This is a genomic window from Actinomycetospora aurantiaca, from assembly GCF_037401875.1.
Classification (GTDB): Bacteria; Actinomycetota; Actinomycetes; order Mycobacteriales; family Pseudonocardiaceae; genus Actinomycetospora; species Actinomycetospora aurantiaca.
Genome location: NZ_JBBEGN010000001.1, coordinates 42088 through 65559 on the forward strand (window position 1 = coordinate 42088; position 23472 = coordinate 65559).

A 23472-nucleotide genomic window follows, 5' to 3' on the forward strand; every position below is an offset into this window, starting at 1 on the left:
GCTCGTACGGATCAGGTCCCCCGCAGCTCCCGCCGGAGCAGCTTCCCGGTGACCGTCTTCGGCAGTTCGTCCCGCAGCTCGATCTGGCGCGGGTACTTGTAGGCCGACATCCGCTCCTTGCAGAACGCGATGAGCTCGTCGGGCTCCGCCGTCTGCCCCGGCCGCAGCGAGACGAACGCCTTCACCGTCTCGCCCCGGTACTCGTCCGGGACCCCGACGACGGCCGCCTCGCGGACCGCCGGGTGCTCGTAGAGGACGTCCTCCACCTCGCGGGGCCAGACCTTGTAGCCGCCGGCGTTGATCTGGTCCTTCTTGCGGTCGACGACGTAGAACCAGCCCTCGGCGTCCATGTAGCCGACGTCGCCGGTCTTCAGCTCGACGATCCCGCCCGGGCCGCGCAGCGCCTTCTCGGTCTCCTCGGGCTTGCCCCAGTAGGCCGGCACCACCTGCGGGCCCTTGGTCGTGATCTCCCCGACCTCGCCCACGTCGGCCTCGGACCCGTCGTCGCGCACGATCCGCACGACGGTGTCGAAGATCGGCACGCCCACCGACAACGCGCCCGACGCCTCGTCGACCGGCGCCGTCGCCCCCAGCGGGACCCCGTGCGACGGGGAGTTCGTCTCGGTGAGCCCGTAGAAGTTGTGGATGTAGTGCCCGAACTGGTCCTGGAACGCCTTCACGGTCGACGGCGGGATCGGCGCGCCACCGCTGTAGACCTTGACCAGCGACGCCAGCGCGTCCTTGTCCGCACCCGGCGCGTTCATCATCGCGATGAACACGGTGATCGAGCCGATCGAGAACGTCGGCCGGTGCTCCCGGATCGCCTCGACCACCACGGACGGCTCGAACCGGTAGGCCAGCACCAGCGGGCACGGCAGCAGCAGCGCGATCGCCAGGTGCCCGACCACCCCGGTGATGTGGAACAGCGGCGCCACCCCGAACACGGAGTCCTCGCGCCCCAGCTGGATCCAGTCCCGGTAGGTCTGCGCGTTGAACACGATGTTGGCGTGGGTGTTCATCGCGCCCTTGGGCGGGCCCGTCGTCCCGCTCGTGTAGCCGAGGAACGCGACGTCGTCGCCGGTCAGCGTCACCGGCTCCGGCTTCCGCCCGCGGAACTGCTCCAGGACCGTCGTCAGGTCCTCGGCCCCCGCGCAGTCGGTCCGCTCCATGCCGGAGAAGAGGCGCTCGTCGTGGCGGGTCTGGAACTCCAGCGGCGAGGTGGAGAACGCGATCCGCACGCTCGTGTTCGGGACGACCTCGCTCGCGATCGACCAGAGGTCCTCCTGCGAGACGATCGCGGTCGCCTCGCAGTCGGTCAGGATCGTCGTGAGCTCGCGCTGCCGCGACATCGGGTTGACGCTGACGACGATGCCGCCGGCCTTCCAGGTCCCGACGACGACCACCAGCACCTGCGGGATGTTCTGCAGGTACGTGGCGAGCCGGTCGCCCTCGGCGAAGCCGCGGTCGACGAGCGCGACGGCGAACGCGTCCGAGAGCTCGTCGAGCTCGCGCATCGTCAGCGTGCCGTCGAAGTAGCGGACGATCTCGCAGTCCGGGTCGCGCTCGAGCGCCGCGCGGAACATGTCCAGCGCGCTCGCGAACTCGATCGTGACGGCGCCGTGGTTGTAGTCGTCGCGGTAGCGCGCGAGCCAGGGCTTGGACTCGTAGACGGAGTCGCTCACCGGATCACCACCGGGTTCACCGGGGAACCGGTCGCCTCGTGGATCTTCAGCGGCGCGGCGGTGTAGAGGAAGTCCCAGCGGCCGTCAGCGGCGCAGGCGTCGGCGAGGTCGTCGAGCCAGATGATCTCGGCGAGGCTCACGCCGAGGTTGCGCAGCAGGGAGGCGTGCAGCGGGAGCAGGACGCCCGTCTCGGGGTTCGCCGTGACCTCGTTGGCGATCGTGTCCGTGACGAGGTTCGGGATCTCCTTGGACTGGAACCACTCGACCAGTTCGCGCGAGTACGTCAGGCCCGGCTCGACGAAGCCCTCGTAGAACTCCTCGGCCGGCGTGGCGTAGAAGTACTTCAGGAAGCCGGTGCGGATCAGCAGGATGTCGCGGTCCTCGATGGAGGTCCCCTGCTTCGACGCCGCCTCCTGCAGGTCGTCGTGGGTGAAGGTCTCGCCCTTGTCCAGCCACTCCTTGCCGCGGTGGCGGGCCATGTCGATGAGCACGCCGCGTCCCGCGATCCCGCGCTCGGCGATCGGCAGCACCGACGCCCAGCTCATCCCGCCACCGTTGGTGGTGTCGGCCGAGCGGCCGTTCCACAGGGTGTCGTCGTACCAGGCGTGGCCGAGCGCGTCGTACTGCGAGGAGCCCTGCAGGAAGATCTCGGCCTTGTCGTCGGTCGCGCGGATGCCGCCGGGGAACGACGGACCCTGCCCGGACTCGAACAGCTCCTGGTCCCAGACCATCTCGCGCTTGATGCCCTCGCGGCCCGGGAAGACCGGGTCGCCGTGCGGGTGGCCCATCGGGCACTGCAGCGTGAACACCTGGCCGCTCTTCACACTCGCGACGCCCCGGAGCACCTGGGCGGAGTCGAGGTAGTTCAGCGAGCCGACCTCGTCGTCGTCACCCCACTTGCCCCAGTTCTGCGGCGGGTTGTCGCCGAGCAGGTCTCGCATCGAGGGCACGTCGGCCATCGTCTGTCTCCTCGTCGTCGAGTGGGTGACCCGGCTCTCACCGTGCCATGCGCATCCGGCTCCGGGAAGCGAGCAGCGGGATCGACTCGATCTTCTGTGCGGTCAGCTCGTCCCAGGCGATCGCGGGTTCGTGACGCGGTTCGTGACGGCTGGTGTGGGCGCGTTCCGGGGTGACGATCAGGTCGAGCGTGACGTCGTGGGCGACGGTCGGGATGGCGTCGACGACCTGCAGCTCGTGCACGGTCGTGACGACGGGCGTGGTCGTGGTGACCAGGCCCGTCGCGAACGCGACCGCGAACTCCAAGTCCGAGAAGCCGCCGCCCTTGCCCAGCCGCGCGCCGTCCTCGGTGACCGCCACGCACCCGGCGACGACGAGGTCGACCGGCTCCAGGTCCTCGACGGCGACGGTGCGCCCCGCGGCGGTGGCGCCCTTGATCGAGGAGGCCTGGCGCGGGGTGCGGTCGCCGAGGTCGTCGGGGTCCAGGAGGAAGAAGGGGTTCGCCTCGGCCAGGCGCGGCACCGCCATGTACACCGTCTTGCCGTCCTCGAGCGCCCGCTGCCGCACCGGCCACTGGGCGGAGTCCGGATTGCACTTGATCGTCCGGGCGTTGTGCCAGACGTCGGTGTCCCGGAGCCGGTCGGCGGCCTTCTCGGCGCCCACGAAGTTCGGGATGCGGTTCCGCGCGCCCGGGAAGCGGGCCTGCTTCTCCTCGGTCAGCCGCGCCCACACGTGCTCGCGCAGCTCCTGCTTCGCGGCGAGGGTCTCCGGGTCTCCCCCGGCGTCGTGGTCGTGGGACGTCGCCATGGTCCGCATCGTCGCGCCGAGTGCGACCTGGCGCAGGTTCCGGGGCCGCCGGAGCTGCCTGACGTAGCACTCGCTGGTGAGGCAGCCGCCGGAGCGGCGGATCGTCGCGCCGAGTGCGACATCGCGCAGGTTCCGAGGCCGCCGAGGCTGCCTCACGGAGCACTCGCCGAGGGGGCAGCCGCCGGGCCACGGCGGCCCGGCACCTCCGCATCCTGCGCGAGAACCGATTCCGGCGGAATCGGTTCTCGCGCACGGTCCGCGACCCGAGGTGACGGACCGTGCCCGATCGAGCACGCAGCGTCCCGAGTCCGACGCGAGATCATCCGTTGCTCCGAACGAGCTATTCGTACACCCGCATTCGGCCTAGCGTTCCGCCACGTCCGCAACCCCGCGCGACCCACGGCGAGAGGCCAGGCATGACCCACGACGAGTTGATGGCGGAGGCCTGCCGGCTGGCGGCGGAGTCCGTGAGCAGGGGCTGGGGCGGGCCGTTCGGCGCCGTGCTCGCGAAGGACGGCGAGATCGTCGCCCGCGGGCAGAACCGGGTGCTGCTGACCGGCGACGTCACCGCGCACGCCGAGGTCGAGATGCTCCGCAAGGCCGCGACGGTGCTCAACCCGTACGTGCCGAGCATCGCCCCCGACCAGCGCGCCGACCACCACCTCGCCCTCGTCCCCCGCCCCGAGGGGTCCCCCGACGTCGTCGAGGCCCGCGCCCGGATGTTCATGGGCACCGAGGTCTACACCAGCGGGATCCCCTGCCCGATGTGCATGGGCGCCATCTACTGGGCGCGCTGCGACGCCGTCTACTTCGCCAACGACCTCGAGGCCACCCGCGGCGTCGGCTTCGACGACCAGTTCCAGTACGAGGACTTCGGCCGGCCCCTCAGCGAGCGGCGCATCAAGATCGAGCAGCTCCGCCCGGACCTCGGCGCGAAGGTGTACGAGGAGTACCTGGCCACCCCCGACCGCCACCCCTACTGATGAGCGTCGAGCCGGCGACGGACCTCGTCACCGTCGTCGTCGCGCACCACGTCCCGCCCCACGACGAGGCGGACTTCCTCGCCTGGCAGCACCGGATGACCGAGGCCGAGCGCCGGTCGCCGGGGCACCGCGGCACGGAGCTGCACCCGCCGGTGAGCGGAGTCCAGGACGACTGGGTCGCGGTCACGCGGTTCGCCTCCGAGGACGCGCTGGAGACCTGGCTCGCCTCCCCGGAGCGCGAGCACCTGATCCGCGAGAGCGAGCGCTTCCGCGACTTCCGGCTCCAGCGGGTCCCCGCGTCGTTCGGCAGCTGGTTCCCGACGACGGGTGCGGCGGGCCCGGCCACGCCGTCGTGGAAGACGGCGCTGTCGGTGCTGGTCGGGCTCTACCCGACGGTCGTGCTGCTCACCCTGGGGCTCTCCGCGCTGTGGCCGGCGGCCCCGCTGTGGGCGAGCCTGCTGGTGGGGAACGTGCTGTCGGTGGGGCTGCTGACGTGGGTCGTCATGCCGGTCGTCACGCGGGCGCTGGGTCGGTGGCTCGAGCCGACCCGGGACGCGCCGCAGCCGCGCACGGATGTCCTCGGCACCGTGGCCTCGCTGGTGTTCCTCGCCGTCGCGGCCGGTGTCTTCGCCGTGCTCACCTGAGGGCCTACCCACAGGTAACCCGGCGTGGTGGAATCGGGCGATGGCCCCCACGCACGTCGTCACGAACCAGGCTCCCGACCTCGTCGACGTCGACCTCGCGGCCGACCCGCCCCTGCTGGAGGCGGTCGACCGCGAGGGCGCGGGGTGGGCGCTGGACGAGCTGCACGAGACGGGGCGCCGTGCCGGGAGCGCGGAGGTCCGGGAGTGGGCCGACGCGGCGCACCGCAACGAGCCGCGGCTGCGTACGCACGACCGGTTCGGGCACCGCGTCGACGAGGTCGACTACGACCCGGGCTACCACGCGCTGCTCGGCGAAGCGGTCGAACGAGGCTTCGCCGGCGCCGTGTGGGAGGGCCGCCCCGGTCAGCACGTGGCACGGGCGGCGGGGTTCCTGGTGTGGTCGCAGGCCGAGGCCGGCCACGGCTGCCCGGTGTCGATGACGCACGCCGTGGTGCCGGCCCTGAAGCACGCGCCGGAGCTGTTCGCGCAGTACGGGCCGGGGCTCATGGCCCGGAGCTACCAGCCCGGGCTCACCGACCCGTCATCGAAGACGGGTCTGCTGGCGGGCATGGGGATGACCGAGAAGCAGGGCGGCTCGGACGTCCGCGCCAACACCACGACGGCGACCCCGAACGCCGACGGCACGTACTCCCTCACCGGCCACAAGTGGTTCACGAGCGCGCCGATGTGCGACGTGTTCCTCGTGCTCGCGCAGACCGCAGCCGGCGTCACGTGCTTCCTCGTCCCGCGGATCCTTCCCGACGGCGCCCGCAACCCGTTCGCGATCCAGCGGCTGAAGGACAAGCTCGGCAACCGCTCCAACGCCTCGTCGGAGCCGGAGTTCGACGGCACGATCGGGTTCCGGGTCGGCGACGAGGGTCGCGGCGTGCGGACGATCATCGAGATGGTCGCGTGCACCCGGCTGGACAACGCGCTGGGCTCGGCCGCCGGGATGCGCGACGCGGTCCGGCGGGCGGTCTGGCACACGCAGCACCGGTCGGCGTTCGGCTCGACGCTCGCCGAGAAGCCCCTGATGCGGGCGGTGCTCGCGGACCTGACGCTGGAGTCGGAGGCCGCGGTGACGCTCGCGCTGCGGCTCGCGGGCGCGCAGGACCGGTCGGCGACCGACGAGCACGAGGCCGCGTTCCGGCGGATCGGCGTCACGCTCGGCAAGTACTGGATCTGCAAGCGCCAGACGTCGCTGGTCGGCGAGGCGCTGGAGTGCCTGGGCGGGAACGGGTTCGTCGAGGAGTCCGGCATGCCGCGGCTGTTCCGCGAATCGCCGCTGAACTCGATCTGGGAGGGCTCGGGCAACGTCAACGCGCTCGACCTGCTGCGGGTCCTGTCCCGTGAGCCGGCGGCCGTCGAGGCCTACCGCGCGGAGGTCGAGGCCGCGGCCGGCGCCGACCACCGGCTCGACGTCGCGTGGAAGGCGGTCCAGGACGACCTGCGCGACGTCGCCGAGGACCGCGCCCGCTGGCTCGCGGAGCGGATGGCCGTCGTCCTGCAGGGGGCGCTCCTGGTCCGGCACGCGCCCGCGGCGGTGGCCGACGCGTTCGTCGGCTCCCGCGTGGCGGGCGAGCACGGCGCCGCCTTCGGCACGCTCCCCCGCGGCGTGGACGTCGACGGCATCCTCGCGCGGGTCCCGCTCGGCTGATCAGGCCCGGGCCCGGACCTCGCTGGGCGCGACCCCGCGGTCCCGCCGGAACGCCGTCGAGAAGCTGAACGGGTTCGCGTAGCCGACGCGGCGGGCGACGGCGGCGACGGTGACGTCGGGTTCGGTCAGCAGGGCGCGCTCGGCGAGGTCGAACCGCAGCGCGCGGACGTAGGCCAGCGGGGCGACCCCGACGGCGTCACGGAACCGCTGCGCGAACCCCGCGCGGCTGACCCCGGCGCGCCGGGCGAGCTCCTCCACGGTCCACCCGCCCGCCGGGTCGGCGTGCACGGCGGCGAGGGCGGCCGCGACGACGGGGTCGGACACCGAGGCCGTCGGGGCGGCCACGAGGGCGTCGCGGACCGTCTCGGTGACGATCCAGTCGAGCAGCCGCGCGGACACGACGTCCTGGGACGGGGCGGCGTCGAGCTGCTCGGCGAGGCGCTCGATGAGCAGCCGGCACATCTCGGAGTCCGCGGGGCACACCACCGCCTCGGGCAACCGGGCCAGCCCGACCTCGCCCTGCAGCGCGAAGTCGGCCACCAGCACCGTGGTGCCGGCGTCCCCGACCTTCCCCGGCATCGGCCCGCGGCCGCGGGTCAGGAGCGCGTCGCCCGGCCCGAGGACGGCGTCGGGCAGGGCGAGCTCGCCGGCGGCGAGGGTGACCAGGGCCCAGCGGTGCCCGGTCGGGATCGACGCCCGCCCGGGGGCCAGCCGCTCCACCCGCAGCACCGGGTCGTCGACGTGGACCGTCCCCAGCAGCGTCCCGACGGCGTCCACGCAGCCGAGGGTAGACGCTCGCGAAGGTGTCCTGGAGGAGTACCGATGGGCGCGGTGTCCGGATCGGCGCAGGCTCGACGGCATGAACAGCGCAGACATCGCGGTACTGGCAGGCAACGGGAAGTCCGGACGACGGGTCGCGGCGGCGCTGCGCGTCGCGGGGCACCGCACGCGGGTCGCGGGCCGGAAGGGCCCGGTGCGCTTCGACTGGCACGAGCCGGCGACGTGGCCGGAGCTGCTCGACGGCGCGGACGCGGTCTACGTCGTCGCACCCGGGGACGACGCCGGGCCGGTGCCGTCGTTCGTCGACGCGGCGGTCGCGGCCGGGGTCGCGCGGCTGGTGATGCTCTCCGGGCGCGGGTTCGACCACTGGGACGGCCGGTTCGGCGACACGATGGTCGCGACCGAGCAGGCCGTCCGGGCGTCCGGGCGCGGCACCGTCCTGCGCTCGTCGAACTTCGCGCAGAACTTCACCGAGGAGCTGTGGGAGCCCGCCGTGCGCACCGGGCGGCTGGCCCTCCCCGGGCAGCGGATCGCGGACTCCCTGATCGACCTCGGCGACGTCGCCGCGGTCGCCGCCCGCGTGCTCACCGAGCCGGGGCACGAGGACCGCGTCTACGAGCTGACCGGTCCCGAGTCGCTCACCCTCGAGTCCGCGCTCGCGATCCTCGCCGCCGCCACCGACCGCGACCTGCGCTACGAGCCGCTCACCCCCGAGGCCTACGCCGACGAGCTGCGCACCCTCGGGCTGGGCGAGGCGGACGTCGCCGAGCTCGTCGGGCTCTGGGCGATCATGGCCGAGGGCCACCTCGACGGGGTCAGCGACGACGTGCCACGGCTTCTCGGCCGCCCCGCCCGCGCCTTCGGCGACTGGGCCGTGGAGCAGGCCGCCGTCGGCGCGTGGGGGGTCTGAACAGTGTTCACCGACTCCGACCGTGCCCTGTTCGACCGCCGCCTCTACGGCCTGATCACCGTGACGCCCGCGGGCACCAGGCTCCCGGCGCCCCGTCCCGTGTGGTTCGAGGCGACCGACGACGGCGAGCTCCAGATGTTCTCGCTCGCGGGCTCGCTCAAGGTCCGCCGTCTCGCCGCCGACCCGCAGGCGTCGTTCGTCGTCGCCACCCCACCCGGTGAGCCGGAGGCCTGGGTGTCGGTGGAGGCGGACGCGACCGTGCACGACGACGGCGGGCGCGAGCTGGCCGACCGGCTCACCGACCGCTACTGGGACGACGAGGACAAGCGCGCCGAGTCGAAGGCGGTCTGGGCGGCCGAGGACCTGGTCCGGATCGTGCTGCACCCGCGCCGGGTCACGCGCGGTCCCGCCGTGTGAGGACTCCCCTCCGCGGCCGCACGCCACTAGCGTTCCGCGCACCATGAGTGAGCTGCTCCCCGGCGTCGAGGCCGGCACCGTCGAGGCCCGCATCCGCATCCACCACCTCACGTCCGGGCCCGCGGACGGCGAGCCGGTGGTGCTGGTGCACGGCAACCTGTCCACCGGTCGTTTCTTCGAACACCTGATGAGTCCGGCGAGCGACCGGTGGCGGTTCCTCGCCCCGGACATGCGCGGGTTCGGCCGCACCGAGCCCGCGCCGATCGACGCCACCCGCGGGCTCGGCGACTGGGCCGACGACCTCGGCTCCTACCTCGACACCCTCGGGATCGAGCGGCCGCACCTGGTCGGCTGGTCGACCGCGGGCGCGGCGATCGCGCTGGTGGCGCGGGAGCGGCCGGTGGCGTCGCTGACCTTCCTCGACCCGGTCTCCCCCTACGGCTACGGCGGCACGTTCCCCGACGGCCGGCCCTGCTGGGACGACTTCGCCGGCTCCGGCGCCGGCGTCGCCAACCCGCAGTTCGTCGCGAAGCTGCGCGAGGGCGACCGCTCGGCCGACGACGCGCTGAGCCCGCGCGCCGTCATGACGAACACGTACTGGAACCCCGAGTTACGCCTGCCGCCGGAGCGGGAGGATCTCCTCGTCGACGAGATCCTGCTGTCGCAGATCAGCGAGGACGGCTACCCCGGCGACTTCACGACCTCGGAGCACTGGCCCGGGGCGGCCCCCGGGACCCGCGGTCTGCTCAACGCGCTCTCGCCGAAGTACTGCGACTGGTCGTGGCTGCCCGACCTCGACCCGAAGCCGCCGGTGCTGTGGACCCACGGGACCGGCGACGTCGTCGTCGCCGACGGGTCGATGCTGGAGCTCGGCACGCTCGGGCAGGCGGGGATCGTGCCGGGCTGGCCGGGCGCGGACGCCTTCCCGCCGCAGCCGATGGTCGCCCAAGTCCGCACCGTGCTGGAGCGCTACGCCGACGCCGGCGGCACCGTGCGGATGGAGATGTTCGAGGGCTCCGGCCATGGCCCGCACGTCGACGCGGCCGAGCGTTGGCTGGCGGTCGCGACGGAGTTCTGGGCGAGTGCGTGACTCCCGCTCGCCGGTCACCGTGGTCGTGGCCGACGACCACGAGATGTACCGCGACGGGGTCGTCCGCGCCCTGACCGGCAGCGGGTGGATCGACGTCGTCGCGCAGGCCGAGGACGGCGACGCGGCCCTCGCGGCGATCGTCGAGCACCGCCCCGAGGTGGCGCTCGTCGACCACCGCATGCCGGGGCTGGAGGGCACGGAGATCGTCCGGCGGGCCGCCCGCGACGGGGTCCGCACCCGGATCGTCGTCCTCTCCGCGTTCACCGACCCCGCGATCGTCTACGGCGCGCTCGAGGAGGGCGCGGCGGGCTACCTACCCAAGGAGACCCGCCGTCGGGAACTGGTGGAGGCGGTCCGGACGGTGGCCGAGGGCGGGACGGTGCTGCCGGCCGAGCTCGCGTCCGGGCTGGCCGGGGAGATCCGGCACCGGCGCGCCGACCGCGGACCGCAGCTCTCCGAGCGCGAGACCGAGATCCTGCGCCTCATGGCGACCGGGCTCTCGACGCCTGCGATCGCGAAGCAGCTCTACGTCGCGCCGAGCACGGTGAAGACCCACGTGCAGCGGATGTACGAGAAGCTGGAGGTCACCGAGCGGGCGGCGGCCGTGGCCGAGGCGATGCGGCGGGGACTGCTCGAGTGAGCACGCCCGCCGACCGGGCGCTCGCGCAGTTCTCCGCCGAGGCGTCCCGGACGACGAGCCTGCTGCGCTTCGGGCTGGTCGGGCTCGTCGCGCTCGCCGCGGTGCTCGACCCGGCGCGCGCGGAGGGCCCGGCGTTCTGGACGACGCTCGCGGTGTATGCGGGGTTCGCGGCGGCCTGGCTCGCGTGGGTGGTCGCCCGTCCGGCCGGCCCGCGGACCGGGCTCGTCGCGACCGCGGCGGACCTCGTCGCGATCACGGTGCTGTCGCTGCTCGCCGGGGGTGGGGGGACGCTGCCGACGCTGGCCTACGTCGTGGTCCCCGTCCTCGCGGCCTTCCGGTACCGCCCGGGACTCTCGGCCGTCGTCGGCGTCGCCACGATCCTCTCCTTCCTGACGACGGCCGCGATCGAGCGTCCGCCGGTCGCGGCGACGACGCTGGGCGCCGAGGCGGCCGTGCTCGCGGTGGTCGCCGTGGCGACCTTCCTGCTCTCGGTGGTCCTCGCCCGCCGCTCCGACCGGGTCCGGGCCCTGCTCCTCGACGCGGACGCGCTGACCGCGCAGGTGCTCGACGCCGAGGCCCGCGAGCGCCGCCGGCTGGCCGAGGACCTCCACGACCACGCGCTGCAGACCCTGCTCGTCGCCGGCCAGGAGCTGGACGAGGTCCCCGGGGCGGAGGCCGCCGACGAGGCGCTGCGGGCCGGCGTCCGGGAGCTCCGGGAGGTGGTGTTCGCGCTGCACCCCTACGTGCTCGACGAGGCCGGGCTGGTGGCTGCGGTGCGCCGGGTGGCCGAGCGGGCGGCCGCCCAGGGCGGGTTCGCCGTGTCCGTGGAGGCCGAGCCGCTCATCACCGGCCCCCGCGACCGGCTGCTGTTCGGCGTGGCCCGGGAACTGCTCACGAACGTCGCGAAGCACGCGCACGCCTCGTCGGTGTCGGTGCGCCTGGGCGACGACGAGGGCGGCCGGTGGCTGGAGGTCGCCGACGACGGCGTGGGACTCGACCCGGCGGTGCTCTCCGCCCGCCTCGCCGACGGGCACCTGGGACTGGCCTCGACCCGCGCGCGGGTGGAGGGCGTGGGCGGCCGCTTCACCCTGGACACGACGGGGCCGGGGACGCGGACCGTGGTCCACGTCCCCGGCTGAGGTCGCTCCGGCTCACCGGCGGTGCATGACCTCCGTGCGCGGCTCGCGGTACTGCTGGCGGGCCTCGGCGGCCTGCTCGGTGCGGCGGTCGGCGTTGCGCCCGCGGCCGATCGCGTACGCGCCGCCGCCCACCAGGACGATCGCGCCGAGCCCGCCGAGCGCCCAGGGCAGGAGGTCGGCGCCGGTGGTGTCGGTGATCGTGCTCAGGGTGTCGGTGCTGGTCGACGCCGTCTCCGTCGACGCCGGGCCGTGCCCCGAGGTGTGGGTGCCGGTCCCGCCGTGGTGAGCGGGGGTGGGCGCCGGGCCGGCCCCGACGACCGTCAGCTTCGCGCTCACCGTCCCGGCCGACGACGACGCCGTGACGGTGTAGGTGCCGGGCTGCACGCCGCTCGCGACCGTGGCCGAGCCGGAGAACGCGGTCGGGTCGGTGCGGGTCATGGTGGCGCCGCCCGCGAAGGCCGGCGAGGTCACGGAGATCGCGCCGGAGCCGGTGGTCGGCGTGGCGACCGAGCCGGAGAAGGTGACGCTCTGCCCGGGCTTCACCGAGGTGGCCGACAGCATGAGGTCGCCGGGCTCGGCCTGGGCGGCGGCGCTGCCCTGGGTGCTCTGGGCGGTGGCCGGGGTGATCGTGTCGGCGAGGGCGACGCCGGTGCCGGCGAAGGTGAGCGAGCCGGCGATCAGGGTGGCGGCGGCGATCCGGGTGAGGCGCATGACGTGCTCCCGAGGGTGAGGGAGGTGGTGCGGGGAGCGGTCCCGGTGGGGTCGTTCTCCGTGCTGACAGGAAGAATCCTGTCGCCGGGACCGGGTCGACTCCGTCCCCCGGCGGGCCGGTCCTGCGGACGACAGCGGTGTCCCCCCGTCGGGGGACACGGCGAACCGGATGCGAGTCCTCCCGGCGGACCGAGGCCCTGACCAGCCACGACCGCCGTCGGGAACGCGAGTTGAAGCCGACGACCGGCTCGTGTGAGCGTCATGGCATGACCGCGGACGCCCTCCCCGTCACCGTCCCGCGCCGGTTCCGTGGCGCTCCCGAGCGCAACGCCCGCATCGCCCGGCCGCTCGCGCTCCTGGGCCGGGTGCGCGAGGTCGACGAGGACCTCGTCGACGAGATCGGGCGGCGGATGCTGCTGCGCGACGAGGTCGGCGCCGACCTCGCGGCGGCGATGCGCCCTGGCGCGTCTGCCCGGACCACGATGGCTGCGCTGAACCGGGCGCTCGCCGACGGGACCACCGACGCCGACCCGCCCGCCCTGCGCCGCTTCGTCGCCGAGCTCGAGCGCGAGCCGGTGTGGCTCGACCGCGACCTGCTCGAGCGGGGGGCGGCGGTCTACCGGCGCCTGGGGTCCACGCGCGACGACGTGCTGCTCGCCCTCGCGCTGATCGGCGGCTACCGGTACGAGGGGCCGGCCGACCTGCTCGTCCTCACCGGCGGGCTGACCGGGGCGGGTGCGATGCGCCGGCTCGGCGAGACGCTCGTCTGGGGACGGGCGGTGAGTGCGCCGGGCGGGATGGCCCGCGGCGGCGAGGGGTTCCGGCTGACCGCGCACGTCCGCGCGATGCACGCCGTGGTGAACGACCGGTTCGAGCGCTCGCCCGACTGGGACGCGTCGCAGCTGGGCCTGCCGGTCAACCGCAGCGACCTCGCCGGCACGTTGGCCCTGTTCAGCGCGACCACGCTGCTCGGTGCCCGGGTGCTGGGCCGGCGGGTCACCCGCGCGGAGTCGGACGCGGTGATGCACCTGTGGCGCTACGTCGGGTTCCTCCTGGGGGTCGACGAGGACTGGCTGTTCACCACCGAGCGCGCCCAGCACGCGTTCGACCACCACCTGCTGCTCGCGCAGGGCGGCCCGACGCCCGCCGGGGTGGCGCTGACGACGGCGCTCGTCGAGGGCCAGCGCACGAAGGTCGGCGGCGGACTGCGCGGCTGGTGGGAACGACGGCGGGTCCTGGGTCACCTGCGGCTCTTCCTCGGCCGCGAGGGGCTGCGCGACCTGGGTCAACCCGTCGTCGTGCCGTGGACGGTGGTGCCGCAGGTGGTCCGCGGGGTGCTGGAGTCGTTCGTGGTCTCGCGCAGCGCTGCGGGCCGGCGGTGGCTGGAGCGGCGGTCGGACGCCCACGTCGAGCGCGAGCTGCGGCGGCTGCTCGGCCGGCGGCGGGAGCTCGCGGTGGTGGCGGACTGACTCAGCGACCCGATCCGGACGAGCGGGTCGTTCGTCACCTTCTTCCGTGATGAACGGCCCGTTCGTACGGTTCGGGCGATGCCCCGCCGTCAGCCGAACTGCGGCTTCCGCTTCTCGGCGAACGCGGTGAACGCCTCCTGCAGGTCGGCGCTCGGCAGGAACGCCGCGTTCCAGGCGGCGACGTAGCGCAGCCCGGCCTCGACGCGCGGGCCCCGCTCGGCGTCCAGGACGTCCTTGACGCCGCGGGTCACCAGCGGGGAGTTGGCGGCGATGCGGCTCGCCAGCTCGACGGCGGCGCCGGCCAGCTCGTCGGGGGTCGCGTACACGCGGTTGACGAGACCGATGCGCTGCGCCTCGGCGGCGTCGACGTCGTCGCCGGTGAGCGCGAGCTCGCGCAGGTGCCCGTCGCCGACGATGCCGACGAGCCGCTGCAGCGACCCCAGGTCGGCCACCATCGCCATCCGCACCTCGCGGACCGAGAACACGGCGTCGGCACTGGCCACGCGGATGTCCGCCGCCGTGATCAGGTCCACGCCGCCGCCGACGCACCAGCCCTGCACGGCCGCGACGACGGGGGTGCGGCAGTCGGCGACCGCGGTGATCGAGGCCTGCAGCCCGCGCAGGTGGCGGAGGAACGCCTCGCGGTTCGCCGCGGTCGGGTCGCCGAGGACCGGACCGAGCGACCCGGCCGCGGCCATGAGGTCCAGGCCGTAGGAGAACCGGCCGTCGGCTCCGGTGACGACGACGGCGCGGGTGCCGGGGTCGTCGTCGAGCGCGGCGACCGCCCGGGGCAGCTCGTCGAAGAAGGCCGGCGTCATCGCGCGGGCGACCAGCGAGATCCGCGCGACGTGCTCGACGGGCCGGTCGACGGCGATCGTCTCGAGGTTCTCGGGCAGCGACGTCATGGGTCGGACTAGATCACCCGGCGCCGGTCGCGCTCAACCCGACCGGCGCAGCGGCGAGTGCGACACCTGGCAGGTCGGCCGGCCCCCGGAGCTGCGCCACGTCGCACTCGGCGAGGAGGGGCCGCCCCGCTACGCCCCGAGCACCCGGTCGAGGCCCGTGAGGCGCAGCGCCCGCGACGGCTGCCCGTGCACCCCGCGGAGGCCGAACGTCCCGCCCGCGCCCTCGACGCGCTGGGAGGCGCCGAGCAGCACGCGCATGCCGCACGAGTCGCAGTAGGGGACGTCGGTGAGGTCGACGACGAGGTCGAGCGGCCCGGTGGCGCGGTCGATCTCGTGCTCCACGGCGGACTCGAGCTCGGAGACGTGGGTGTAGTCGACGTCGCCGGAGACGACGACGAGCACCCGCGACCCGCCGTCGGGACCCTGTTCCTTCTCGATCCGCACGCCGAACTCCGGGGCCGCCGCGATCACGCCGGGACCTCCCCGGAGCACGCCTCCTGCACCGGCTCGGAGCGGAGCAGCGCGACGGTGCGCGGCGAGTCGGCCAGGCGCTCGGCGAGGTCGGTCACGGCGAGGCCCGCCTCCGCACGGGACAGCCCGCCGGGCACGGCGACGGTGCCGACCCAGCGCAGGAAGCGCGCGAGCAGGCCGGGGTCGTCGACGTAGACGGCGGCGGCGAGGAAGTCGACCAGGTGGCCGAGGTCGTCGGCGAGCTGCTCGTCGGCCAGCGGGTCGGCGCCGTGACCGGCCCGCACCCGGCGGGCGAGGCCGGCGACGAGCTCGCCCCGCCGCGTGTGCAGCAGCGCCTGCTCCTCGCGCGAGGCGTCGTCGACGCGGCCCTCGTCGGGACGGCGGATCGTGCCGGCCAGCAGGGCGGCCGCCGCCCGCGCGTCCGGCGCCCACCCGTCGGCGCCGACCGCACCCGCCCACTCGCCCTCCGGGCCGAACGCGGCGCCCCCGGCCAGGATCGGGGTGCCGGACGCCCGGCAGGCCTCGACCATCCGGCGCGCCGCGGGCAGGCGGGAGGGCAGCGAGCTGGAGATCGCGACGACGTCGGGCCCGGTCTCGTGCAGGTGCACCGCGAGCTGCCCGGCGGGGACGCTGGACCCGAGGAACGTGACCTCCCAGCCGTGCCGGGCGAGCACCTCCGCGAGCAGCCGCGCGGGCAGGGCGTGCCACTCGCCGTCGAGGCAGGCCACGGCGATGCGGCCGATGCCCGTGGGCGGGCCGGCCGGGCGGTGGCGGGCGACCGCGGCGACGACGCGCTCGGAGATGTGCGTGGCGACGTGCTCCTGCACGACCGTCCACGTCCCCGCCGCCCACCGCTCCCCCACCTCGCGCTGGGCCGCCGCGACGACGTCGAGCAGCACGCTCTCGGCGTCCAGGCCCGCGTCGAGGGCGTCGAGCGCGAGGGCGACCGCGCCCTCCTCGTCGGAGGCGGCCAGCCGGTCGAGCAGGTCCTCGCGCAGCAGGGCGGGATCGGTGGTGGCGGCGTGCGGTGCGGTCACGAGACCTCCCGGGTCCGGGCGCGCGGGGGCGCCTGCAGCGCGAGGAGGGCCACGTCGTCGTGGTCCCGCCCGGCGAGCCACTCCGAGAGCAGCTGCACCACCCGCTCGCACACCACCTGCGCGGGCGCCCCGGTGCAGCCGCGCAGTGCGGCCGCCAGGCGCTCCTCACCGTAGAAGTCGCGCCCGGTGGGCCCGCCGCGGGCCTCCGTGACGCCGTCGCTGTAGAGCAGGCAGGTCTCGCCCGGGGCCAGCACGACCTCGGCGGTGCCGAACTCGGCGTCGCGCAGCGCCCCGACCAGCGAGCCGACGACGTCGACCTCGGCGACCGTCCCGTCGGCGCGCAGCACGTACGGCGGCGGGTGGCCGCCCGTGGCCAGCCGCAGCCGCAACCCGCCGTCGGGCAGGGGTTCGGCGTCGCCCAGGACCATGGTGGCGAAGCGCGGCATGGTGACCGCGGCGTCGAGGTCGGCCGCGTCGAGCAGGGCGGCGTTGAGCAGGCCGAGCAGGGTCGCCGGGTCCTGCTCGACCAGCCGCAGCGCGTGCAGCGACTGCCGCACCCGGCCGGAGAGGACGGCGGCCTCGATGCCCTTGCCGCAGACGTCGCCGAGCAGGAACGGGGTCCGGCCCGCCGCCGAGCGCGGCAGCACCTCGTAGAAGTCGCCGCCGACCCGCAGGCTCTCGCGGGCCGGCCGGTAGGCACTCCCGACGACGGCCGTGCCGCGCGTGTCGCCCGGCAGCGGCGGCGGCTCCAGGCTGGCCTGCAGCACGTGCCCGAGGTGCGCCTGCTCGCGGTACAGCGCCGCCGAGGACAGGGCGCCGCCGACCCGCGTCGCGTACTCCTCGGCCAGCGGGAGGACGTCGGGGTCGGCCGGGTCGACGGGGTCGTTCGTGGGGTCGACGAGGACGAGCACGCCCCGCACGACCGTCCCGGGGACCGGCACGACCTGGACCCGGCCCGCGGGGCGCTCGTTCCACACCGGCAGCTCGGAGAGCTCGAGGCTCACCCACGGGTCGACCGGCGCGTCCCCGATCAGCGCGTCCTGGAGGCGCGGAGCGGTGCGCAGCGCGGCGCGGGCCATCTCGCCGGTGTGCGGGCGCGACTCGCCCGCGTCCGCGCGGGCCCAGCGGACGGCGTCGGACCCGTCGGCCAGCAGCACGAGCACGGTCGGCGCCAGGAACCCGGCGGCGAGCGAGGCCGCGGTGCGCAGCGTGCGGTCGAGGTGCAGCACGCCGTGCAGCGACCGGCCCGCCTCCGCGAGGAAATGGGCGCGGGCCTGGGCGTCGCGCAGCGAGGCCGAGCCGCGGCGCTCGTCGGTGACGTCGCGCAGGTACCAGCAGGTGAGGACGTCCCCCGACGACGGCAGGTCGTCGTCGAGCTGCTCGGCGCGCGCGGCGAGCACGCGCCCGGCGATCTCGGCCTCGAACCCGGGGCGGCCCTCGGCGACCGCGGCGGTGAACACCTCGTGGCCCGCGCGCGCCACCGCGGACCCGACGGCGAGGCCCGGCAGCAGCCGCTCCGCCGCCGGGTTCGCGACGTACACGATCGCCTCGGGGCCGCCCGGCCGGGCCGGACCGGTGACCACCACCGCCTCCGACAGCCCCGCCAGCACCCGCGTGTGCAGGGAGCGCAGGCCCCTCGGCGGTGTCGGCGTGGGGGCCCCCGCCGGCATCGTCGAGTCCATACCGACCACGCTATCTCCCGTCGTCAACATGACCGGCGCCCCCGCGGGGAAAGGGACGCCCATGAGCTCCCTGACCTACTCCCAGGCGTCCACCATCGTCGCGGAGGCCTTCCGCCACGGCGAGTCGGCCGGCTACAAGCCCCTGACCGTGGCCGTCCTGGACACCGGCGGCCACCTGGTGGCCCTCGGCCGGGCGGACGGGTCCGGCTTCCTGCGCCCGGACGTCGCCGTCGCGAAGGCCCACGGCGTGATCGGCCTGATGATGGACAGCCGCGCCATCGCCGCGCGGGCCGCGGACTCCCCGGAGTTCTTCACCTCCGTCGCCGCGCTCGCCGGCGGGAAGGTGTTCTCGGTGCCCGGCGGGGTGTTCGTCTGCACGTCCGACGGCGAGGTCATCGGTGCCGCCGGGGCGTCCGGGGACGCCTCCACCGCGGACGAGGAGGCGGTCGTGGCCGGCATCGAGGCCGCGGGCCTGGTGGCGCGCACGGGGGCCTGACGGCGGGTCACCCGGCGGGTCACCTCGCCGGGTGCACCACCGCCTTGAGCGCCATCGGGTCGCGGCGGGCGGCGAGCAGCGCCCCGACCGCGTCCTCGAGCGGGTGGTGGGACGTGACCATGTCGTCCAGGCGGACACGCCCGGAGGCAGCGAGCTCGATGGCGGCCGGATAGACGTGGGCGTACCGGAACGTCCCCTTGACGACCAGCTCGCGGGCCTGCACGACGTCCAGGGGCAGGGTCACGGTGGCCCCGGTGCCGACCAGCACGACGGTCGCCGCCGGGGCGGCCGCCGTCACCGCGAGGTCGACCGCGGGCTGGACCCCGGTGCACTCCAGTACCACGTCGGCCTGCCCGATCGCCGCGCCGATCGCCGCGAGGCCGCTCTCGTGGTCGTTGGCGTCCACGGTGGCGGTCGCCCCGTACTCGGTGGCGGCCTCGCGGCGCAGCGCCATGACGTCGGTGACGGCGACCGCGGACGCCCCGCGCGCCAGCGCCACCTGCAGGCACAGCAGCCCGACCGGCCCCGCCCCGCTGACGAGCACCCGGATGCCGGGGCCGATGTCGGCCTTGTCCGCGGCGTGCAGCGCCACCGACAGCGGCTCGATGAGCGCGGCGGCCTCGTCGGTCAGCGCGTCCGGCACCGGGTGCGCGCGGTGCGCGGGGACGACGACGTACTCGGCGAACGACCCGTCGACCGGCGGGGTCGCGAAGAACGCGATGTCCGGGCACAGGTGGTAGCGGCCCCGCCGGCACTGCTCGCAGCGACCGCACTCGGTCTGCGGCTCGACCGCCACCCGGGTCCCGACGGCGGGTGCGCTCACCCCGGGCCCGACCGCGCTGACGACGCCGGACGTCTCGTGCCCCAGCACCAGCGGGGCGTGCATGACGAAGCCGCCGATGCGCCCGTGGTCGTAGTAGTGCACGTCGGAGCCGCAGACGCTCACGGCCCGGACGGCGACCTGGACCTGGCCCGGCCCCGGGTCGGGGACCTCGCGGTCCTCGAGGACGACGTGGTCTGGCTCGGTCAGGACCGCGACGCGCTGCATGCCGCCCAGTGTGCGCGCGTCACTCGACCTGCGCGCGGATGCGTCGGGCCGGGGTGAACACACGCAGGTCCAGCATCCCCGGCGGGTCGGCGACCCCGGGTCCGCCGGCCTGCACCCAGGCGACGATCTCGTCCTCGGTGTCCCGGTCGAGGACGCCCAGCAGCCAGACCGGTCGCCCGCCCGCGGCGCGCCCCTCGCGGGACGGCGAGACGACGGCGACCGTCGAGTGGGCGCAGGCGTCCAGGCAGTCCGACAGCGTCACCCGCCCGGCGCCGGCCGTGCCCTCACGCAGCCGCTCGACCTGGCCGGCGTGGTCGACGCCCGGGTGCTTGCGGGTGGTGCCGCAGCAGCAGCCCCGGCAGAGGGTGACGGTGGGGCCCGACGCGGTGCGCTTCATCGGGCCCCACGGTAACGATCTCGACTACGGGGTCAGTGTCACGCAGGCGAGGCGGCCGCCCGCGGTGCCTGCCTGGCCCGGAGCGGTCGCCGTCATCTCCTTCTCGTGCAGGATCAGCGAGGCCGGCGCCCGGTCGGTGAGCGCGAACGGCACGGTGGCGCCCGACGTCCCGGCCCCGGCCGCGTCGGTGCGCACGTCGAGCCAGAACTCGTTCTCGGGGTTCGCGTAGGCCGGGTCGGACGACGGCTTCTCCGGGGTCGCCGCCGGGTCGACCCGGTTCTGGAAGTGCGGGCCGGCGTCGTTGCCGGTCGCGCCGCAGGGCCGGGTGTGCAGGTGCGCGGCGTACCCGCGGTTCGGCTGCAGGCCCGACGCCGTGAGGGTCGCTGTGGTGCTGTCCTGCGCGCGCACCGTCTCGACGGTGAGGTTCGCGCCGGCGGGGGCCGCCGGGCTGTAGGTCAGGGCGGTCGCGTTCGGCGCGCCGGGCGCGGTGAGCGCGCCGCCGCTGGCCCGGCGGACCTCGGAGGAGCCGCTGCACGCGGTGAGGACGAGCGCTGCGCTGACCAGCGCAAGGAACGGGGCGATTCGGCGCATCACGGGCGGATCCTCGCAGATCGCCGTCGGCACCGCGCCACGGTGCGAGTGGCGCCGTCCGCACACCTGACGTCAGCGATGGACCATCGCTGACGACGTCGGGGCGGCGACCGACCCGCGCGGTTACCGTGGACCGGTCCGGCCCGCCCAGCGAGGGGAACCGCCATGACCACCGTCGCCCCGGCACCCGTCGTCGCCACCCTGCGGGCCGCGTTGCCGGCGGACCGCGTGGTCGACGACCCGGACGTCCTGGCCTCCTACGCCCACGACGACGCCGAGTGGGCGCCGTGGGAGCTGCCCGCGGCGGTGGTGCGCCCGACCGACGCCGAGCAGTGCCGGGCCGTGGTCCGCGCGTGCCTGGAGCACCGGACCCCGCTGGTCCCCCGCGGCGCCGGGACGGGCCTGTCGGGCGGGGCGAACGCGACCGCGGGCAGTGTCGTCGTCTCGGTCGAGCAGATGACCCGCATCCACGAGATCGACCCGGCCGAGCGGCTCGCCGTCGTCGAACCCGGGATCGTCAACGACGACCTGCGCGCCGAGTGCGCGCGACGCGGCCTCTGGTATCCGCCCGACCCGGCGTCGAGCCCGTGGTCGACCATCGGCGGCAACGTCGCCACCAACGCCGGCGGCGTGTGCTGCGTGAAGTACGGCGTCACCCGCGACTACGTGCTCGGTGTGCAGGTCGTCAACGGCCTCGGCGAGCTCGTCCGGCTCGGGCGGCGCACCGCCAAGGGCGTCGCCGGGCTCGACCTCGCCGGGCTCATGGTCGGCTCCGAGGGCACGCTCGGGCTGATCACCGAGGTCACGGTCAAGCTGCGCCCGGCCCGCGCCCCGGAGCACACCGTCGCGGGCTACTTCGCCAACATCGTCGACGCCGGCCGCGCGGTCGCCGCGATCACCGCCGCCGGGCTGACCCCCTCGGCGCTGGAGCTGGTCGACCGCACCTGCCTGGAGGCCGTCGACGCCTGGAAGAACATGGGCCTGGCCGCGGAGGCCGACGTCATCCTGCTCGGCCGCTCCGACGCGCCCGGCGCCGCCGGACTGGCCGAGGCCGACGAGATGATCGCCCACTTCGAGGCCGCCGGCGCCACGTTCTCCGCGCGCGCCGAGACCGCCGACGAGGCCGACGCCCTGTTCGCCGCCCGCCGCCTGGCCTACCCCGCCCTCGAGCGGCTCGGACCGGTGCTCACCGAGGACGTCTGCGTGCCCCGCGCCGCGGTCCCCGAGATGCTCGCGCGCATCCAGGAGACCGGCCGCCGCTTCGACACCACGATCGCCAACCTCGCCCACGCCGGCGACGGCAACCTGCACCCGCTGCTGATCACCCCGGTCGGCGACGAGCCCGCCCGCGAGCGCGCGCAGGCCGCCTTCCACCGGATCATCGCCGACGCCCTGGAGCTCGGCGGCACCGTCACCGGCGAGCACGGCGTCGGCCTGCTCAAGCGCGACGGCCTGGCCGCCGAGCAGACCCCGGAGAACCTCGCCATGCAACGCGCGGTCAAGGCGGCGCTGGACCCGCACGGCATCCTCAACCCCGGCAAGATCCTGTGAGGCGGGTCCTGACGGCGGTCCTCGCCGTCGCGCTGGGCACCTGGCTCGTGGGTGTGGCCCGGGCGCTGCGCCGGGTCTCCCCGCCGCTGCGCACGCCGCGGCTGCTGATCTCGTTCGCCTGGGTGCCGCTCGGCGTGGTGCCGGTGCTGCGCGACCGGATGCGCCGGGACACGCCGCTTGCACCCGACGTCACGGCCGACGAGCGGACGGCCGACGGCGTCCCGGTCCTGGTCTACGACTCGGTGTCCCGGACCGGGACGACGGGGGCCCTGCTCTGGATCCACGGCGGGGGCCACCTGGTCGGCCACCCCGGCATGGACCACGACCTGTGCAGCCGGGTCGTCGCCGAGATCGGCGTGCCCGTGGTGAGCGTGGACTACCGGCTCGCCCCGGAGGACCCGTTCCCGGCCGACCTCGACGACTGCTCCGCCGCGCTGCACTGGCTCCAGGACCACGCGGCCGAGCTCGGCGTCGACCCCGCCCGTATCGCGGTGGGCGGGGCGAGCGCGGGCGGCGGGCTCGCGGCCGCCACCGTGCACCGGGCCCACGACGAGGGCCGCCCCGTCGCGTTCGCGCTGCTCGAGTACCCGATGCTCGACGACCGCACCGCGCTCGCCCGCGTCCCCGGCGGCCGCGGACGCTTCGTGTGGGACGCACGCATGAACAAGCGGGCGTGGACCTCCTACGTCGGCAGCCCGGCCGGGTCGCCCGGCGTGCCGGACGGGGCCGCCCCGGCCCGCCGTCGGGACCTCTCGGGACTGCCGCCGACGTGGATCGGGGTCGGCGACCAGGACCTGTTCCACGACGAGGACGTCTCCTACGCCGGTCGGCTGCGCGCGGCCGGGGTGCCGGTGGCGCTGCACGTCGAGCCCGGGATGTACCACGGCGCGGACGCGAACGTCCCGGACGCACCGGCGATGCGGGCCTTCCGCGACCGCATGGTCGACGCGCTCCGGGCCGCCGTCGGCTGAGGTTCCCGGAAGGGCATCTCGCTGTCGGAGGTCGTCGCTACCCTGCTCCCATGACCGCCTACCCGGTTCCGGGCGACGAGCCCCTCCCGCAGGGAGCGTCACCGGCTCAGGTACGTGATCGACTGCCCGAGCCGGAACGAAGCCGGTTCGTCGCCGGGTACGAGGCGGCGCTCGACGAAGCACGGACCACCCTCGACCTGTCGTCCCTGCTCGACGTCGTCGAGCACTACCGCCTCATTGCGACGCTGTGGGGAGATCCGGTGGGGTTCCGCCGCTCCGTCCGGCGGTGGGCCGAGGTCGCCACGGGAGAGCCGGTACCCGACGACGAGCCGTTCGAGGTGACCCGCACCAAGGCCGGCATCTGACCGGTGTACCGGGTCCAGATGCTCGACGAGGCGGCCACCGCCGTCGAAGGACTGCCCGAGCCCCTGCTCGCC

Annotated in this window: 25 protein-coding genes; 13 read left to right on the forward strand and 12 right to left on the reverse strand. The window is 75.0% G+C overall.

Annotated features, from left to right (window positions below):
* Positions 1–11: 11 nt before the first annotated feature.
* Genes WCD74_RS00195 through WCD74_RS00205 form a run of 3 tightly spaced genes read right to left on the reverse strand, consistent with a single transcriptional unit; the run spans position 12 to position 3446 of the window.
* Complete coding sequence (locus WCD74_RS00195) at positions 12–1682, reverse strand: AMP-binding protein (protein WP_337692788.1); 1671 nt, start codon at positions 1680–1682, stop codon at positions 12–14.
* Positions 1679–2641, reverse strand: coding sequence for a cyclase family protein (locus WCD74_RS00200; protein WP_337692789.1), 963 nt, complete (start codon positions 2639–2641; stop codon positions 1679–1681). Before WCD74_RS00200 ends, WCD74_RS00195 begins: the two co-directional genes overlap by 4 nt.
* Positions 2642–2678: 37 nt before the next feature.
* Positions 2679–3446 (reverse strand): 5-formyltetrahydrofolate cyclo-ligase, encoded by a 768-nt coding sequence (locus WCD74_RS00205; RefSeq protein ID WP_337692790.1) that lies wholly within the window; start codon positions 3444–3446, stop codon positions 2679–2681.
* A gap of 416 nt (positions 3447–3862) precedes the next feature.
* Here WCD74_RS00205 and WCD74_RS00210 point away from each other — a divergent pair, with 416 nt between their 5' ends.
* The 3 genes from WCD74_RS00210 to WCD74_RS00220 are packed head-to-tail and all read left to right on the forward strand — an operon-like array spanning position 3863 to position 6730.
* The gene (locus WCD74_RS00210; RefSeq protein ID WP_337692791.1) at positions 3863–4429 is read left to right on the forward strand and encodes a nucleoside deaminase; all 567 of its coding nucleotides are present in this window, start codon (positions 3863–3865) and stop codon (positions 4427–4429) included.
* Positions 4429–5073, forward strand: coding sequence for an antibiotic biosynthesis monooxygenase (locus WCD74_RS00215; protein ID WP_337692792.1), 645 nt, complete (start codon positions 4429–4431; stop codon positions 5071–5073). Before WCD74_RS00210 ends, WCD74_RS00215 begins: the two co-directional genes overlap by 1 nt.
* Positions 5074–5113: 40 nt before the next feature.
* On the forward strand, positions 5114–6730 hold the full coding sequence (locus WCD74_RS00220; RefSeq protein WP_337692793.1) for an acyl-CoA dehydrogenase family protein: 1617 nt from the start codon (positions 5114–5116) through the stop codon (positions 6728–6730).
* Here WCD74_RS00220 and WCD74_RS00225 read toward each other — a convergent pair whose 3' ends face one another.
* The gene (locus WCD74_RS00225; RefSeq protein ID WP_337692794.1) at positions 6731–7507 is read right to left on the reverse strand and encodes an AraC family transcriptional regulator; all 777 of its coding nucleotides are present in this window, start codon (positions 7505–7507) and stop codon (positions 6731–6733) included.
* A gap of 82 nt (positions 7508–7589) precedes the next feature.
* Between WCD74_RS00225 and WCD74_RS00230 the strand changes: the two genes are divergently transcribed.
* From WCD74_RS00230 to WCD74_RS00250, 5 genes are read left to right on the forward strand one after another with little or no spacing between them, the layout of a single operon-like run.
* The gene (locus tag WCD74_RS00230) at positions 7590–8420 is read left to right on the forward strand and encodes an NAD(P)H-binding protein (protein WP_337692795.1); all 831 of its coding nucleotides are present in this window, start codon (positions 7590–7592) and stop codon (positions 8418–8420) included.
* Positions 8421–8423: 3 nt separating this feature from the next.
* Positions 8424–8837, forward strand: a complete 414-nt coding sequence (locus WCD74_RS00235; protein WP_337692796.1) for a pyridoxamine 5'-phosphate oxidase family protein — start codon at positions 8424–8426, stop codon at positions 8835–8837.
* Positions 8838–8880: 43 nt separating this feature from the next.
* Positions 8881–9927 carry an alpha/beta hydrolase gene (locus WCD74_RS00240; protein WP_337692797.1) on the forward strand — a complete coding sequence of 349 codons (1047 nt, stop codon included), beginning with the start codon at positions 8881–8883 and terminating at the stop codon, positions 9925–9927.
* On the forward strand, positions 9920–10567 hold the full coding sequence (locus WCD74_RS00245) for a response regulator (RefSeq protein ID WP_337692798.1): 648 nt from the start codon (positions 9920–9922) through the stop codon (positions 10565–10567). Before WCD74_RS00240 ends, WCD74_RS00245 begins: the two co-directional genes overlap by 8 nt.
* Positions 10564–11706, forward strand: a complete 1143-nt coding sequence (locus WCD74_RS00250) for a sensor histidine kinase (RefSeq protein ID WP_337692799.1) — start codon at positions 10564–10566, stop codon at positions 11704–11706. Before WCD74_RS00245 ends, WCD74_RS00250 begins: the two co-directional genes overlap by 4 nt.
* Before the next feature lie 12 nt (positions 11707–11718).
* On the opposite strand, the gene WCD74_RS00255 is transcribed toward WCD74_RS00250, so the two are convergent.
* Entirely contained in the window at positions 11719–12417 is a 699-nt protein-coding gene (locus WCD74_RS00255; protein ID WP_337692800.1) for a hypothetical protein, read from the reverse strand.
* A gap of 266 nt (positions 12418–12683) precedes the next feature.
* Between WCD74_RS00255 and WCD74_RS00260 the strand changes: the two genes are divergently transcribed.
* Positions 12684–13886 carry an oxygenase MpaB family protein gene (locus tag WCD74_RS00260; protein ID WP_337692801.1) on the forward strand — a complete coding sequence of 401 codons (1203 nt, stop codon included), beginning with the start codon at positions 12684–12686 and terminating at the stop codon, positions 13884–13886.
* Between the two features lie 89 nt (positions 13887–13975).
* On the opposite strand, the gene WCD74_RS00265 is transcribed toward WCD74_RS00260, so the two are convergent.
* From WCD74_RS00265 to WCD74_RS00280, 4 genes are all read right to left on the reverse strand, one after another.
* Positions 13976–14791, reverse strand: a complete 816-nt coding sequence (locus tag WCD74_RS00265; RefSeq protein WP_337692802.1) for a crotonase/enoyl-CoA hydratase family protein — start codon at positions 14789–14791, stop codon at positions 13976–13978.
* Positions 14792–14920: 129 nt separating this feature from the next.
* Complete coding sequence (locus WCD74_RS00270) at positions 14921–15262, reverse strand: STAS domain-containing protein (RefSeq protein ID WP_337692803.1); 342 nt, start codon at positions 15260–15262, stop codon at positions 14921–14923.
* Positions 15259–16299, reverse strand: coding sequence for a cobalamin B12-binding domain-containing protein (locus WCD74_RS00275; RefSeq protein WP_337692804.1), 1041 nt, complete (start codon positions 16297–16299; stop codon positions 15259–15261). The genes WCD74_RS00270 and WCD74_RS00275 overlap by 4 nt, the downstream gene beginning before the upstream one ends.
* The gene (locus WCD74_RS00280; protein WP_337692805.1) at positions 16296–17981 is read right to left on the reverse strand and encodes a PP2C family protein-serine/threonine phosphatase; all 1686 of its coding nucleotides are present in this window, start codon (positions 17979–17981) and stop codon (positions 16296–16298) included. The genes WCD74_RS00275 and WCD74_RS00280 overlap by 4 nt, the downstream gene beginning before the upstream one ends.
* A gap of 61 nt (positions 17982–18042) precedes the next feature.
* On the opposite strand from WCD74_RS00280, the gene WCD74_RS00285 reads away from it, so the two are divergent.
* Positions 18043–18477, forward strand: a complete 435-nt coding sequence (locus WCD74_RS00285) for a GlcG/HbpS family heme-binding protein (RefSeq protein WP_337692806.1) — start codon at positions 18043–18045, stop codon at positions 18475–18477.
* A gap of 19 nt (positions 18478–18496) precedes the next feature.
* On the opposite strand, the gene WCD74_RS00290 is transcribed toward WCD74_RS00285, so the two are convergent.
* Genes WCD74_RS00290 through WCD74_RS00300 form a run of 3 tightly spaced genes read right to left on the reverse strand, consistent with a single transcriptional unit; the run spans position 18497 to position 20513 of the window.
* Positions 18497–19525: an NAD(P)-dependent alcohol dehydrogenase gene (locus WCD74_RS00290; RefSeq protein WP_337692807.1), complete on the reverse strand. Its 1029-nt coding sequence runs from the start codon at positions 19523–19525 to the stop codon at positions 18497–18499.
* 19 nt (positions 19526–19544) lie between these two features.
* Positions 19545–19922 carry a hypothetical protein gene (locus WCD74_RS00295; RefSeq protein WP_337692808.1) on the reverse strand — a complete coding sequence of 126 codons (378 nt, stop codon included), beginning with the start codon at positions 19920–19922 and terminating at the stop codon, positions 19545–19547.
* A 24-nt stretch (positions 19923–19946) separates the two neighbouring features.
* Entirely contained in the window at positions 19947–20513 is a 567-nt protein-coding gene (locus WCD74_RS00300) for a superoxide dismutase (protein WP_337693623.1), read from the reverse strand.
* A 165-nt stretch (positions 20514–20678) separates the two neighbouring features.
* Between WCD74_RS00300 and WCD74_RS00305 the strand changes: the two genes are divergently transcribed.
* The 3 genes from WCD74_RS00305 to WCD74_RS00315 are packed head-to-tail and all read left to right on the forward strand — an operon-like array spanning position 20679 to position 23400.
* Positions 20679–22064, forward strand: coding sequence for an FAD-binding oxidoreductase (locus WCD74_RS00305; RefSeq protein ID WP_337692809.1), 1386 nt, complete (start codon positions 20679–20681; stop codon positions 22062–22064).
* A complete protein-coding gene (locus tag WCD74_RS00310; RefSeq protein ID WP_337692810.1) occupies positions 22061–23035 on the forward strand; it encodes an alpha/beta hydrolase in 975 nt (324 codons plus the stop codon). The genes WCD74_RS00305 and WCD74_RS00310 overlap by 4 nt, the downstream gene beginning before the upstream one ends.
* Positions 23036–23085: 50 nt before the next feature.
* Complete coding sequence (locus WCD74_RS00315; RefSeq protein ID WP_337692811.1) at positions 23086–23400, forward strand: DUF6247 family protein; 315 nt, start codon at positions 23086–23088, stop codon at positions 23398–23400.
* Positions 23401–23472 lie beyond the last annotated feature (72 nt).